The sequence below is a fragment of the Burkholderia sp. A9 genome (genome assembly GCF_000801975.1).
Window position 1 is genome coordinate 1 of the sequence record NZ_JSZN01000025.1, and the last position, 14,808, is coordinate 14,808.

At 66.0% G+C, this 14,808-nt stretch carries 11 protein-coding genes; 2 read left to right on the forward strand and 9 right to left on the reverse strand.

Annotated features, from left to right (window positions below):
* Positions 1–153: 153 nt before the first annotated feature.
* The 9 genes from PI86_RS11865 to PI86_RS11905 all read right to left on the reverse strand — a co-directional run bounded on the left by PI86_RS11865 (position 154) and on the right by PI86_RS11905 (position 12,803).
* Positions 154–387 (reverse strand): flagellar transcriptional regulator FlhD, encoded by a 234-nt coding sequence (locus PI86_RS11865; protein WP_039322359.1) that lies wholly within the window; start codon positions 385–387, stop codon positions 154–156.
* A 203-nt stretch (positions 388–590) separates the two neighbouring features.
* Positions 591–5,054: a cellulose synthase subunit BcsC-related outer membrane protein gene (locus tag PI86_RS11870; protein ID WP_039322362.1), complete on the reverse strand. Its 4,464-nt coding sequence runs from the start codon at positions 5,052–5,054 to the stop codon at positions 591–593.
* A 1-nt stretch (position 5,055) separates the two neighbouring features.
* The gene (gene bcsB / locus PI86_RS11875) at positions 5,056–7,425 is read right to left on the reverse strand and encodes a cellulose biosynthesis cyclic di-GMP-binding regulatory protein BcsB (RefSeq protein WP_442854576.1); all 2,370 of its coding nucleotides are present in this window, start codon (positions 7,423–7,425) and stop codon (positions 5,056–5,058) included.
* A 125-nt stretch (positions 7,426–7,550) separates the two neighbouring features.
* Positions 7,551–9,734 carry a UDP-forming cellulose synthase catalytic subunit gene (gene bcsA, locus PI86_RS11880; protein ID WP_052319434.1) on the reverse strand — a complete coding sequence of 728 codons (2,184 nt, stop codon included), beginning with the start codon at positions 9,732–9,734 and terminating at the stop codon, positions 7,551–7,553.
* A complete protein-coding gene (gene bcsQ, locus PI86_RS11885; protein WP_039322369.1) occupies positions 9,731–10,510 on the reverse strand; it encodes a cellulose biosynthesis protein BcsQ in 780 nt (259 codons plus the stop codon). The genes bcsA and bcsQ overlap by 4 nt, the downstream gene beginning before the upstream one ends.
* Positions 10,507–10,926, reverse strand: coding sequence for a cellulose biosynthesis protein BcsP (gene bcsP / locus PI86_RS11890; protein ID WP_039322371.1), 420 nt, complete (start codon positions 10,924–10,926; stop codon positions 10,507–10,509). Before bcsP ends, bcsQ begins: the two co-directional genes overlap by 4 nt.
* Before the next feature lie 33 nt (positions 10,927–10,959).
* A complete protein-coding gene (gene bcsD, locus PI86_RS11895; protein ID WP_039322375.1) occupies positions 10,960–11,427 on the reverse strand; it encodes a cellulose biosynthesis protein BcsD in 468 nt (155 codons plus the stop codon).
* A 240-nt stretch (positions 11,428–11,667) separates the two neighbouring features.
* The gene (locus PI86_RS11900) at positions 11,668–11,901 is read right to left on the reverse strand and encodes a flagellar transcriptional regulator FlhD (RefSeq protein WP_039322378.1); all 234 of its coding nucleotides are present in this window, start codon (positions 11,899–11,901) and stop codon (positions 11,668–11,670) included.
* 707 nt (positions 11,902–12,608) lie between these two features.
* Positions 12,609–12,803, reverse strand: a complete 195-nt coding sequence (locus PI86_RS11905; protein WP_039322448.1) for a flagellar transcriptional regulator FlhD — start codon at positions 12,801–12,803, stop codon at positions 12,609–12,611.
* 406 nt (positions 12,804–13,209) lie between these two features.
* Between PI86_RS11905 and galU the strand changes: the two genes are divergently transcribed.
* Positions 13,210–14,094: a UTP--glucose-1-phosphate uridylyltransferase GalU gene (galU, locus tag PI86_RS11910; RefSeq protein ID WP_039322381.1), complete on the forward strand. Its 885-nt coding sequence runs from the start codon at positions 13,210–13,212 to the stop codon at positions 14,092–14,094.
* A gap of 99 nt (positions 14,095–14,193) precedes the next feature.
* Positions 14,194–14,775 (forward strand): phosphatase PAP2 family protein, encoded by a 582-nt coding sequence (locus tag PI86_RS11915; RefSeq protein ID WP_039322384.1) that lies wholly within the window; start codon positions 14,194–14,196, stop codon positions 14,773–14,775.
* Positions 14,776–14,808 lie beyond the last annotated feature (33 nt).

Consider the following 14,808-nt stretch of genomic DNA (forward strand, 5'->3'; position numbering starts at 1 on the left):
TCGGTTGCGTGCATGGAAAACCGTCGGACTGTCGGGCCACCGCGTGACCGCGCACTTCGTCAGGGTTCAAGATGCCGTGAGGCTGCGAGTACGGACCTGCGATCGTTGACGAAGTCGTCCCGATGCCGTGGCGCGAACCGTCGCTCGGCGGATTCACGCGCAGCCTGGCGCGCACTCGTCGCGAAACTCGCAGAACAGTTTGCCGCGCGCGGCGAGGTGGTCGATCTGAGCCAGTGTCAGCGCGGCGATTCGCGATGCCGTCCTTTCCGAGATGCCCAGTTGTCGCGTGGCCTCGTCCCGGTTGGCGAGGAGCAACCACTTCGCAAGCATGAGATACGATCGATTGAATTCGGTGATCGCATCGGAAATATCGTGTAGTTCAGCCATGATTGGTTCTGAGTGGCCGGCGCGAACGCTTTGCCCGGACACGTTGGTTGGGCACCCGCCGGATCGTCGATGACACACTGTATGTCGCGAACGCGCCGACGGGCCGACAAAGCTCTGAACGGATCCGCCAGCACGTGTATCGGTGAGATCGCCGGCGTGCACTTGGTTTTGCATGGAACCGCCATCGCTGCATGCGAATCCGTTCAGTCGGCTTCCGCGAGATACGGCGACGTGAACACGCGCGGCGGGAACAACGGCACACCGCCTTGCGGCGTGAAGCTGTAACGGAGATAGACGGCCGCCGTCCACTCGCGATACTGATACGCGTTGCCGAACGATGCCGCCCCACCGACGACCAGCTGCGGGGCGACCTGGTATTCGCCGCGCGCGGCGAGCGCATAGGCAACGCCCGTCTTGCTGCGTGCCGGATACACGGCACCGGGGTCCAGCCCAACCGCTTGACTGGCGGCGGCGTTCGCTGCAGCTTGAGCCTGCATGCCAGGGTCGAGCGGGAAGTACAGCACCGCGTTCTGTCGGTAATGCTGCACGCCGAACGAACCGTTCAGATCATAGGAAAACGCACCCGTTCGTCCCGCATACTCGACCGGTATATTCAGGATCACGTATTGCTGAGGACTGAAATACCCGCCCTGGCCATACGTGAAATACGACTGGTTCTTGCTGAAGCGCATCCACGTCGCATTGACGCCCACCGTAAGCGTCCGGTCGGCGTCGCGCAACAGGCGCGTATAGGCGCCGCCGCTCCCCTTGCCGGCGACGTTGCGTTCTACGTGATGGCCGTCGTAGTAGTCGAACTCGCCCGCGACGTACGCGCCGCTGGTGCCGTCGTCCCAGCTCAGCGCGCCGCGTGCGCCGCTGCGCGTCACGCCGCCCCACTTGAGGCCGGCACTCGCATCGCGTGCGCCCGCGAACGAAAGCAGGCTGTCGGTCACCGCACGACGCGTGACGGCCAGTGAGTAGGCCGCCCGATCGGTTAGGGCACCGTTGTAGCGCACGCCACCAACCATATCCTGGTACGGGAATCCGACGGGCGTCGCGCCAATGTCGGCCTTCAATTGCTTGCCTTCGTAGCCCACGGAGAGACCGACGCCGCTCGCCGTTTGAGAACCCGGCGAGCCGCCGCCGGCCGCCGTCGCGAGCCCCGCGCCGAAACGCGCGAGGGTCGGCACATCGGTGCTCGCGTTGGCGCCGTCGAGCATGACGGGCGTGGCGGTCACGATAATGTGACCGTTGCCCGCCTTGATACGCCCTTCCAGTGGCGCCTCGATATCGGTGAGACCCGACAGCCCCGCTTCGCCCGTACGATTTCGGAACACGAGGCCGCCGGCCGCCGCGCTGGCCTGCTCGCGGTTCACCTGGGCAAGCTCCGACGCGACATCGAGCATCTGTCCGTTGGCGTCCGCGTCCGCACGCGGCTGCGGCGACCGGGCCGCGGTATCGCTGTTCGGATAGCCAGCCGGTGGTTGCGGGATATAGCGAGACGATACATCGGGCTGCCCGTATGACGATGCAAGAACGGACGATGGCGCAGCGGGGGCCTTCGGCCCGCCGCGCGACGGCCGGCTCGTCCTGGAGGCAGACGTGGACGCCGCTGGCAACCCGGTCGTCGCCGCGGCCCGCGACGCGGGCGACATCGGCCACGGCGTGGCGACGTAGCCGGCACAGTCGTCGTTCGAATCGGCCTGCGACACGCATTCCGTGGACGCCCCCGCCGGCGGTACGTAGGCGGCAGGCGCCCGGGGTCGATAGCGCCGCGCGGTCGCAGGCCCACCCGATTCGCCCGCGCCGCTGGCCTCCTGGCCGTAACCGCGGGGATCGCGCGCGACTGCCTGCAGCGGCATGGCGGCCGGCACCATGCGCGCTTCCGGCACGGCAGACGGTGTGACGTAGGTCGCGGGCGGCGCGGGAGGCATCGTATAGGGCACGGTGGGAGCAGAAGAAGACGGGGTGGGCCAGGAAGGCATGCCCGGCAGCGGCGGTACCGCGGCGCCGGCGCCGGCGCCGGAGCCGGGCGACGGACGCACGACATCGACGGCGGTCTTGCCTTCGAACGGATTGGTACCGGGCAGCGGGTTCGCGCCGATGCGCCGCATCGCGTCCTCCCAGCCGCGCGGAATGTTCGACCGCGCCGGCTTGCTGCTCGGGGGCGGCGTATTGGCGGCCAGCAGCGCACGCTGCAGATACTGCGCGGCGAGCGAAAGATTCCCCTCCTCGCGATACAGGCGGCCGGTCGCGGCAAGCAGCCCGGCGTCATCGGGCGCAATACGCAGCGCGGCGGCCGCGAACGCTTCACCGTCGCGCCATGCCTTCGCGCTGCTCGCCGCATAGATTGCCGCGACCAGCAATCCCGCATCGTCGGGTCGGCGAGCCAGCGCGACCCGATAGCATTTCAGCGCGTTCGGCGCGTCGCCGGCCGACATATACAGCCGCGCGAGCGCGGCCTGGAGCTCCGGACTGTCGGGCATCGCGGCCAGCCAGGGCGCGATGACGGCGTAGCCGCCGGCAAGGTCGCCACCCTGGCGTACCGCATCGGACTGGCGCACGACGATGTCGAGGTTCAGGCGATCGAAGTCGCCGCGCTGCGCCGGAGACAGCGGCATCGCGGCGAGCCGGCGCATCGCGTCGCCCAGCAGCGCATCGTCGCGGACGGCCAGCAGAATCCGCGCATATTGCAGCATCAAGCCGGCGTTGTCCGGTTCCCGGGCCAGCGCATGCTGCACGATCCGGAGCGCACGCGACATGTCGCCGGCTGCGGCATAGCCCGCCGACAGCTGCGCCGCGAGTGCCGGCACCGACTGACCGATTGCCTCTGCATCGTGCAGCACGCCGAGCGCCTGCGCGCGTCGGCCCTCGCGCACCATCCGTGTCGCAAGGGCAACCTGCTGGCCCACCCAGAGGCGGTGTTGCAACGTCGTCATCGCCGCTGTCCGTTGCGCGGGCGCGATGCGCTCGAGCCGCTGCAGCCCGATGCTCCAGTCTTGCGTCTGCTCGGCCAGCAGCGCACCGGCATAGAGTGCATCGGGCATGTCGGGCCGCTCGGCCAGCAATCCGTCCATCACGCTGCGTGCCGACGCGATCGCACCTTGCCGCACGTACACGCGTGCCAGATCCAGCCGCAGCCACGGATCGTCCGGGTTGCCCGCGAGCGCATCCTCGAACAGAGTGCGCGCCGCGCCCAGGTCACCGCGCGCTTCGGCCTGCCGTGCCTGCGCCGCCTCGGCCGTACGACGCAACCGGTCGAGGCCGCCGGCCTTCGATTGCTGCTCGGCGCTCAGTTGCGTCGCGAACTGCAACGCTTCGTCACCGCGCCCCTGCGCGGCCAGCGCGCCGACCAGGCCGCGTATCGCGTCCGGATTGTCGGACTGACGCCGCAGCGCCATCCGGTACGCCTGCTCGGCACCCCGCGCATCGCGATGCTCCAGCAGTGCGTCGCCGAGCAGCACCTGTGCCGTAACGTTCGACGGGTCGGCAAGAATCGCGCGCTCGAACAGCGCTTTCGCTTGCACGAAGTCACCGTTGCTTTGCGCACCGAGCGCCCCGCTCGTGTAGGACCAGTATGTCGCACTGTCGAGCGCCGAGCGCCAGCGCGCCGCATTCCCGCCTCGCGACGCGCGCTCCAGATCGCTGCGTGCCTGCGCGAAGCGCTCCTGCTTCAGTTCGACGATACCGCGACCGCCCAGCGCGTCGCTGTCGTTCGGCGACGTGTCGAGCACGGCATCGAAGCGGGCCCGCGCGGCATCGAGCTCGCCGCGCTCGAGTGCCGCGAAGCCATCCCCGATCGCGCGGCCGCGCGCTTCGTTCGACGCACCTCGCTGATCGCCCTCGCGCCCGGTTTGATCCTGTCTCACCATGCTGTCGTAGCGTGCCTTGACCGGCGGATCGTCAGGCACCACCTTCAGGTAGGCAAGATAGCGCGCCTGATCCGACGGCCTTGCCGCGAGCCAGAGCAGCGCCTGGCGCCAGCTCTGGCGCGCCGCTTTCCCGACGTTCCCGTCGGCGGACAACTGCTCGAGCCGCGCGACACCGTCGCGTCGCGTCGCGTCGCGATAGGTCAGGTGTTGCGCATACGCGAGTGCATAGCGCGGATCGTCGGGGTTGTCCCGCGCGAGACGTTCCAGGCCGCGCCGCGCTTCGCTCCATCCGCTCGGCGTGGCCGCGAGTGCCTGGAAGTACTCGAGCTGCAGCGCCGGCGAGGACGGCGCGCCTTGCAGCGCACGCTGATACTGTTGCGCAGCCAGGGTGCTCTGTCCGGTTTGCGCGAGGCGACGGGCGTCAGTGAGCTCGCCGCCCCGCACGCTCGTGTCGCCCAGGCGTTCGCCAAGCTCGTCGGTTCGCGCAAAGCCGGGGGCGACACGGCGCAACCGTTCCAGGTAGCCGCGCGCGCCGTCGACATCGTGGCGATCTGCAAGCACCATGCCCATGCCGAACAGCGCATCGGGCTGATCCGGATCGACGCCCAGCACCTTCTTCCAGGCCTGTGCCTCGAGGTCGCCTCGACCGTGCGCCCGCCAGTATCGGCCCTGATCGACGAGTACTTTCAGCGGGTCATTGCTGGCGGCAACCGCGTGCGGCAGTACAAGCGCGAACAACAGACTCGCGACACCGCCCGCGCGAGCGCCTCGTCCGCGTAACCGTCGGTCGCGCATGTCACTCCTTCAGCCGGCGCGCCGCACGCGCACGCAGCAAACGATAAAAGAGCGCCGCCGCAGCGATCGCGGCCAGCACGCTGAACAGCGCAAGCAGCAGCGGACGGGCCGACAGGACCCAGCGCAAGTAGGTGATCGGCGGCAGCGCACCGACGTGGTACGACGTTCTGTCCGACGCCACCGTGACGGTGCGATCGCGAATCACCACCATCGCGCCCTGGATCGCCGTGAGGAGGTCGTCGTCGAGCAGTGCGCGGCCGAGCACGTCGTCCGCATGCCCGGTCGCGCTGATCAACGCGACGGCGCTGCGTGTCTTGCGCAACGGCGACTCGAAGCCGGCAATCAGCGCGCTCGTGCCGTCCGAGACGATCGAGAGGCCGGCACGCACGCGTTCGCGCTCGGCGCCAGGCGAGTGCGCTACTTCGCCGCGGCCGAAGACGTCGCCGCCATGATCCGCGGCGAATGGCATGCGCGCTGCCCAGCGGGTCAGCAGAGGCTGTGTGTCCGGTGCACCGAGAATCAACAGGTCCTTGGACGCGAGCGCGCCGACGCCGCCGGCATCCGTCACCGTCACGCCGCTGACCGGATAACCCGTCGACGCGCCCATACGGCCCATTGCGAGCAGGTACAGCCCGTAGACATCCGGGGTCGGCTCGGCCGGAAGCACGACGGCCGTGTCCGACAGGTCGGCCATCCGCGTGAACGGGAAGCCGCTGTTTGCGAACGCGGCGAGGTCGGGCAGCGCCTTGTAATGCGGAAACGACGACACGTCGATCGTCGAGTCCGGGTCGATCGAACCCTCGACGTTCTGCAGCAGCCGCCCCGTGCATTTGCCCATATCCGGGATGTCATAGAAGAAGTGCAGCTTCAATTGCGTACGCGGCGTGAGCAGCGGCGGCGGTACGTGCAGCGTCGTGCGCTCGATGCCGCTGCCGACGAATGGCAGGTAGCGACTCAGGTTCCAGCGGGATCTATCCGCTGCCGGGATCGGCAGCGCCTTCACGAACGTGTCGCCGACACTCAGGTTGAGCGACGAACGGTCTGCGCGCAGAGTCGGCGTGTATCGATAACGCAGGCCGATCGGCGCGCCGCCCGTATCCCATGTGAACAGATCGGGGGCTACGCGCAGGTCGATCCGAACGGCGCCCGCATCGTACCCGGACACGGTGAGCGCGCGTTCCTCGGCCAGTTCGCCGATCCGCACCGGGCGGGTCGACGACAGCCAGTTCGGCGCGTCGTACGGCACGCGCGGCGCGACGTTCGCGAGTCGGCTCACCGCGGCGCGCGTGCCCGCAAGCGTCTTGCTGCCGAGCGCGAGCGCAAGCGCGGCCGCCTTCACTTCGCCCGGCGTTCGACCGAGCACCAGCAATAGCTGACCATGGGCAGGCGCCCGCCGCTCGGCGAGCGCCAGCATCGGTCCATCGATGGCCGGCACCGTCACGCCGTCCAGACGATCGTCGGCCGTCGCAAACACGACTGCATTGCCCGATTCGGGCAAGCCGCCTGGCCGGGCCGGGAACTGCGCGCCGCGATACGAGGCCAGCGCGCCGAACCACGAGGCGACGATGCCCGCCGCCTCCAGCGTCTCACGCGACGATCGCGCGGCGAATACGAACGGCAGCTCGAGCCGCCGTACGTCCCGCGAATCGAAGAACGGCGCGGGCAGGACGCCCAGCTCGGGCCGGCCGGGCAGCGCCGCATAGGTCAGGTCGAGCCGGCTCGCGTTGCTCACCGTCGACCAGAGCGAGGAGCTGGCAGGGTTCTCGCAGCCGTTCGTGTAATGACCGATCAGCTGAACATTCAGATGGTTGTATTCGGTGACGAAACGCGGATCGATCGACACGTCGCGCGCAACCGTCATCCCGGCTTGAGCGGCCGGCAACGGCAACGTCGCCGCCACTTCGCCGTTGACGAGCACCTTGAGCTGCGACAGATCCTGCAGCAGCGCGGGCGAGTAGCTGTAGACCAGATGCAGCGTCGCGCCCGTGACGACCTCGTCGCGACGCACCGAGAACGCGACGCCGTTCTGGCCGTCCGTGCCCCGCAACTGCAGGGGATCCCGCGCCCCAAGATCCGCGAACGTCAATGCCTGGCGTCGGCCGCCGGGCACGAGCGTGCCGGGGTCGGCCGTGGTCGGCAGCACGCCGAAGCGGCGGCGCTCGGCGTCGGCCGCCGGAACCGGCTCCGCGAGCAGCGGCGGTCGCGCCGTGGCAGGCCCGACGGGTACGGCCGGCGACGGCGGAGCCGCATCGCCCGACGACATCGCGCCATCCGCCGCTCGCGTCGCGCCGGGCGGCTCCATCACCGTGGCCGATGCCCCGTTGCCCGACGCGATGCCGGCCGCCATCGCCCAGAGCAGGATCGACAGCATCTTGCGCGGCAAGCGCGCGTACCCGCCGACAGGAACAGGGACCGCGGTGACCGCACCCCGCGAAATGCACGCCATGCGGCGCGTGCTGCCGCGCTGTCGCGACACCCACGTCATTCTGTCTGCCCTCACGTTATTGTTCTGTCGTTGTTTCGATCGCCGCGCCGGTGCGTGCGCATATCCGCGTACAGGCGCGCGGTCACGCGAAGCAGACCATGCACGCCGACCTTCGCAAGATGCAGGAACGCACGTGGCGGCGAATCGGACCGGCGGCCGTCCGTCCAGTCGACCCAAGCGTCCGCGCGGGCAAACGTCGAACTGACAAGATCGAACTCCTGCTGTTGCGACAGGCTCTCGAACCGGATGCCGACACGTCCCGGTTCGACATATTCGATCGTCCCGGGAAAGGCATATCCGTCGACGCCGCGAAACAGCGACACCGTCACCGCTTCGCCGCCCGCAATGCGGGCATCGCCGGGGACCGCCACGCCGACGCCACCCTCCGAGTAGTCATGTGTTTCGCATGCCAGGGTCCGGCCGTTGGCGAAGCGCAGCATGACCGGAATCCGCGCCGTGACGCGATGAGAAACGCGGACCTGCCGACGTTCGTTCGCCGCCGCGACGGCCAGGCCCAGAATCAGGATGTTGTAGGCCGTCCACGCCAGGTTGAACGCCATGGTCTGGACTTCACCGCCGCCATGACGGTTGAGCGAGAGATGCACGACGCCCATCGCGAGCCCCAGCACATTCAGGATCACCAGGCTCAGGTACGGTTTCGAAACGGCCCAATCGAAGTAGCCCCGATCGATTCGCCCGCCCTTGGCCGTCACATTGAACTTGCCCAGCCGGGGATTGATCAGCGCGAGCAACGTCGGCAAAGCGATGTAAGAGGCCAGGACCGCCTCGTAGACTTCGGCCCAGAACGAATGCCGGAACCGGCTTTGCATCCGAGAGTTCGTCACGTTCGCATGGACGACATGGGGCAGCGCATAGAGCGCAAGCATCGTCGCGGAAGCATGGATCACGTGTGCGTCGAACAACAGGAACGACAGCGGTGCAGTCAGGAACACGAGCCGCGGGATTCCGTAAAAGAAATGCATCATCGCGTTCAGGTAGCACAGCCGCTGGCCCAACGTCAGTCCGCGCCCGAACAACGGGTTGTCGATGCGGAATATCTGCGTCATGCCGCGCGCCCAGCGGATTCGCTGGCCGATGTGTCCGGTCAGGCTCTCGGTGGCCAGCCCCGCCGCCTGCGGGATCGCAAGATAAGCGGTCGTATAGCCGCGGCGATGCAGCTTGAGCGCGGTGTGCGCGTCCTCGGTCACGGTCTCCGTCGCGATGCCGCCGATCTCTTCCACCATCGAGCGGCGCAGCAGCGCACACGACCCGCAGAAAAACGTCGCGTTCCAAAGATCGTTTCCGTCCTGCACCAGGCCGTAGAACAGTTCGCCTTCGTTCGGCACCTCCCTGAAAATGCCGAGGTTGCGCTCGAACGGGTCCGCCGAAAAGAAGTGATGTGGCGTCTGAAGCATTGACAGCTTCGGATCCCGAATGAACCAGCCGAGACCGATCTGCAGGAACGAGCGCGTCGGCACATGATCGCAGTCGAATATCGCGACGTATTCCCCGTCGGTGATCTTCAACGCTTCGTTGAGGTTGCCCGCCTTTGCGTGGCGATTGTGATCGCGTGTCGTCCAGCGTACGCCGACGGACTCGCAGAATGCCCGGAATTCCGGACGACGCCCGTCGTCCAGCACGTGGATCGACAATTTGTCGGCCGGGTAGTCCAGCGCGAGCGCCGCATAGATGGTCGGCTTGACGACGCTCAATGGTTCGTTATACGTCGGAATGAGCACGTCGACACTCGGCCAGTGCACGCGCGACACGGGCAACGGCAGCGGCTTGCGCCCGAGCGGCCACGCGGTCTGGAAGTAGCCGAGGAGCAGCACCGCGGCCGCATAGACTTCGGCCGCCGCGAGCAGCGCGCCCCACACCGCTTCAAGCGGATGCGACCACACCAGGGTATCGGACAGTCTCCAGTACATGTACCGGCCGGTGGCCGCCACGGACAACACGATCATGACGAGCGTCGCATAGCGTCCGTCCAGACGCCGGAACACCAGGGAACACGCGATGCAGCAGGTCGCGAATACGAGTTGCCCGACGTTGTCGAGCGGCACGGTACACACGACGTACAGCGCCAGAAGTGTGCATGCCGCCACCGGCAGAACGACGAACCAGTTGCGCCCGGGCAACGCATCGACGAACCGATCAACCGCCGAGGGTCGCGCGGCATCCCCGCGGGCCCTCAAGCGGCGCTCCGCGCGGTGTCACGCCGATCGAGTGCGCGCTCGAGCCACGCGCCGCACGCGTTCAGATCGGCAGCAGCCTGCGAACGCGGGTCGTAGCGATTCACGGTCATCCGGCATGCGAGCGATTCCGCGACGCCTTCATCTGCGTGAATCACGCCACCGAACCGTGTCGTGCCGAGACTGTCGCGCAACACGCGCAGCACATCGCGGCCCAGTTCGCGGGACTGATCGACCTGATTGACCACATAGCCGTCGCCCGCGAAATCCGCGCGGGTCGCAGCATAGGCGTCGAGCATCCGCCGCATCTGCGGGATCGACGCGTACGAGGCCGCATCGGCGAGCACGACATTGAGCACGAAATGCGCGGCCGTCAGCGCGGCGCGCATGTACACCGACGTGCCCGGCGGCGTATCGACGATCACGATGTCGTCGTCGCCGAGCCCGCGCGCCGCGAGCCCGTGCGCGAGCCAGGACGGATCGCGGTCCAGCACTCGCTCGAAGCGGCGCTGATCCGTTTCGCTTACCACGCCGAACGGCAATACCGTGATCCCTTCCACGACTGCGGCCGGCCACGCCAGTCCGTCGAGCCCGGCGTGGGCTAGCCCCTCGGTCATTTCGAGCGGTACGCCGAAATGCAGCTTCAGCGCATTCTGCGGATCGAGATCCACCACGCTCACGCGCCGCCGTTGCGACGCCGCCATCACGGCCGCGAGGTTCGCCGCCAGCGTCGTCTTTCCGACGCCCCCCTTTGCCGAAGCGATCGTGACGATCTTCATGACCGGCCCATCCACGGCGACGGCTTCGTCGGCCCCTCTCCCGCCGCCTCGGTCCGCAGCCGCTCGAACAACCGAACCAGCGGCGCCGACGGACCCTGCACGCCCGTACCGTCAGGTGCCGCCCGCCTGCCGACCAGCTTTTTCAGCGAACCGGGCGGTTGATCTCGCCTGTCGGCGTCCGGCGCGGACACCGCACGCGTGTCGGTCATCTCGATACTGCGCAGGCCCAGCCCGTTGTCCGGCGGCCTCTGGTCCGGCTGCCCGTGCGGCTCGTTCGCGCGCAACTCGACACGGCCGAGCAGCGGCCAACGCGCGCGCGCCGCTTCTGCATCCGCTTCGGCACGTACTTCCTGATAGCGTCCGGCGTCACCGCCAAAGCGCTTGAACAACGATTCGATATCCCGTGAGGTCGACATAGCTTGCTCATTTGTTATCGCGAAAATGCCGGTCTACCGGGTCGCTCTGTTCTTTGCGCGCGCAACGCGCAGTTCGATCCGCGAGTCGTCCGACGGCGCAACGTCCTGCACCACGCGCAAGCCGGTCGCACCGACGCTATCGAACCAGCGCTGATAAGCGCCTTGCAGGAAGGCAGAGGACCATCCGAGATGACCGTCGCCGAGCGCGCGCAACGGCGCGGCGAAATGGACGATGCGCAGGAATTCGTGTTCGTCGGACAGTTCGGCGTAACCCCACTGCACGTCGCGCCAACGAGCATTCAATGCATCCGCGAGATCGTCTGTCGACTCGCAAGGGCCGAGCGGATGTGCGGCCGCGAAGCGCATGCCGACGCGCGACATCAATTGCCTCAACTCGTCTCGATCGAGCTGATCGGTGAATTCGCCTGCCAGTGCCTCCAGGAATCCGCGCCATTGATGCGACACCTGACGCTCAAGAAGATGCTCCAGAATTCCCTGCATGGACGACGTATTCCCGGTGAAAAACAATGATCGACGTGCCCGCATCGTGTGCTTCTCGTGCGGGCATCGTGGCAACGGCGATTTTGCGCATCGTATCGAATCCGGTCAGACGAATGGGACGCAATATCTAGCCGAAAAACGCCAAACTGGCAGACGTAACCGACAGTGCGAGCCCGCAACCTGATATCAGACAGTATTCGCGCGCAACGTGACGCATGAAACAATCGAAATGTCGCCGGATCAGGCCCGGCCGGGGGACGCCTCGGCGCGGAATTCGCAGAACAGTTCGCGGCGCTCGGCGAGCATCTCGATCTGTGCCGGCGTCAATGCCGCGACGAGCGATGCCGTCTCGTCCGACATGCCCAGTTGTTGTTTCGCTGCTGCGCGATCCACTCGCAGCAAGCGCTGTGCAAGCGTCAGGTATGAACGGTTGAATTCCGCAATCGCGTCGAAGATATCGTCCTGTTCGGGCATGGTCGTTCCTGTTTTGGGACGGCATTTGCATTCAACCGGCCGCAGGGCGCGTATTTGCAACGCCCGGAGATTTCGACCACGCACTTTACGTGTCGGGCACCTCGATGGGCGGACAAATCCTAGAAGTAATCCGCCAGATCGTCGGATTCTTATATTCCCGTTCGCGAAAACGCGGTAATTGGGCATACCTGTCCGGCCGTATTGCCAAAAACGGCGCGAGAAGACATCGATGTTCTGCTATGCAGCCCGCATCACGCGCTCGCGCCAGAAATCGCCGCGAGCGCCGAAAATCCTGCTGCACCATCCGGTGCCGCCCCAGCACACCGGAAACCCGTACGCATGTCCCGGCCATCGGCCTTCGCGCCACACGGGTTCCGCGGGAGGATCAGTACATGGAAGCCTGACACCGGCCCCGCCCGGGCGCTGCCGTTGTTCGGATATCGTCAGGATGTCTACGGTCAAATGCATCACGGTGGCTCCACTATCACCCTTCTCTTTGGCAATCGCGTTTCAACGCAAAACAATATCTCGTTCGACTCTTATTCTTTCTTCGCGTATAGCGGGACCGTGACACGCTTCCGTCCATGCATGCGGGAAATGTGACTGCCACCCGCCGCGGGCCACCGTCGCAATCGGCGGCCATGCCGCCGATCAGGGTTGCGATTTCACCGGCGGGGGTTGCGACGAAACGGCGCCGGCCTTGCCGACTAAGGCTGCGATCGGCGGCCGACCAGCGCTTCGATCTCACTTGGTGTCAGCGCGATGATCTGTAACGCGATCTGGTTCGAGATGCCCAACTCGCGTGCCGCCACCTCGCAATCGATCTTCAACATCTGCTGCATCAGTTCGAGATAAGCAGGATCGACTGCTCCCAACGCCCGGCAAATATCATCCTGTTCCATCGTCCCTCTCTCCCGATCACACGCCCGTGAACTCAAAGTATCGGCATACGCACGCATTCGCAAAATTCATTCGGATTCCGGGCTTTCCGCGTCACACCGTATACCAACCGAGCGATCGCCTGCCGACAAACGACAGCCATAATCCGCTATATAACGCCGAACCGGCCACATGCACACCGTTTCAAAATAATTCTTGCTGCAATGCGCGGTCTTGCAATCAACCTGTCGGATTCGCCCAAGATTCAGTCGCCGCTTCATTCCCGAATACACCTAGGATTTCCCGAATTGCACGCACGCGACCCTGCAATTGCGTCCTGTGCAACGTCGAATATTTTGTAGCGCCCGGACACCGACATCGGACATCGACGTTGTCCGCTTTTCATTCCGAACCCATGGAATTACCACTATGTTGAACGTGACGAAAGCCGTCTTTCCGGTCGCCGGCCTGGGCACCCGATTCCTGCCGGCCACCAAGGCGAGCCCCAAGGAAATGTTGCCGGTCGTGGACAAACCATTGATCCAGTATGCGGTCGAGGAAGCGATCGAAGCGGGCATCACGGAGATGATCTTCGTGACCGGCCGCAGCAAGCGCGCGATCGAGGATCACTTCGACAAGTCATATGAGATCGAGGCAGAGCTCGAAGCACGCGGCAAGGACAAGCTGCTCTCCCTGGTGCGCAGCATCAAGCCGAGCCATGTCGACTGCTTTTACGTGCGCCAGGCCGAAGCGCTCGGTCTGGGGCACGCCGTCCTGTGCGCGGAGAAACTCGTCGGCGACAATCCGTTCGCCGTGATTCTCGCCGACGACCTGCTCGATGGTCCGAAGCCGGTGCTACGCCAGATGATCGACGTCTTCGACCACTACCATGCGTCGGTCATCGGGGTCGAGGAGATCGCCCCTGAAGATTCAAAATCCTATGGCGTGATCGACGGCAAGCGCTGGGAAGACGATCTCTTCAAGCTGTCCGGCATCGTCGAGAAGCCCGAACCGGCGAATGCGCCGTCGAATTTCGGCGTGGTCGGCCGCTATGTGCTGAAGCCGAAGATCTTCGAGCATCTTCGCGGGCTCAAGCCCGGCGCGGGCGGCGAATTGCAACTGACCGACGCGATCCAGTCGCTGCTCACCGATGAACAGGTGCTGGCGTACCGCTACGACGGCACACGCTTCGATTGCGGCAGCAAGCTCGGGTACCTGAAAGCGTCGGTCGAGTTCGCGCTGCGGCATCCCGAAGTTGCGGCCGATTTCGAGCGGTATCTGCTCGCACGCATGTCGGAACAGCTCGTCGTCTGACGCCAATCGTGCGCTGCGGTGGCGCGCGGCGCGCCGTGTGGCTGGTTTTTCACGCCACGTGCGATCGAATACCTCCGTGTCGTCCAGCGAGGGCCGTAAATGTGGCTCGCCATCGGCAACCTCGGTGACGCGGCGCTGACGCTGCCGCTCGCCGCCGTCTGTTTCATGTGGCTCACGCGCTCGCTGTACGGCTGGCGTATAGCGCTGTGGTGGATCATGCTGCTCGCCGCCGCGATGTTCATCGTCGGACTGACGAAGATTCTTTATGCCGGATGCGGGTCGCCGATCCAGTCGATGAACTTCCGCGCGATCAGCGGGCATACGATGCTTGCCGCGACTGTCTGGCCGATGGCGTGTCTGGTGATGCTGCACGACGGGTGGAACGTTCGCCCCGGCCCCGCGCTGTTGCCGGGGCTCGCCCTCTCCGCGACGATCGGCTTTGCACGCGTACGCGAGGATGCGCATACCGCGTCGGAGGTGATCGCGGGCTGGATGCTCGGTGTGCTCGTTACCACCTTGTTGCTGAAACGGTGGACGGACGCACCGATCCTGCCGCCAGCGCTACGCCCGCTCGCACAGGCTTCAGTGCTTGCCGTATCGGCCATCGCCTACGGGTATCACGCACCGATTCAGACGGCTATCGAGATGGTTTCGCCAGCGCTCTGCGCCAGATTCATCTAGAATCCGGCGCCCTCCTCTTATCAAAACTCACTG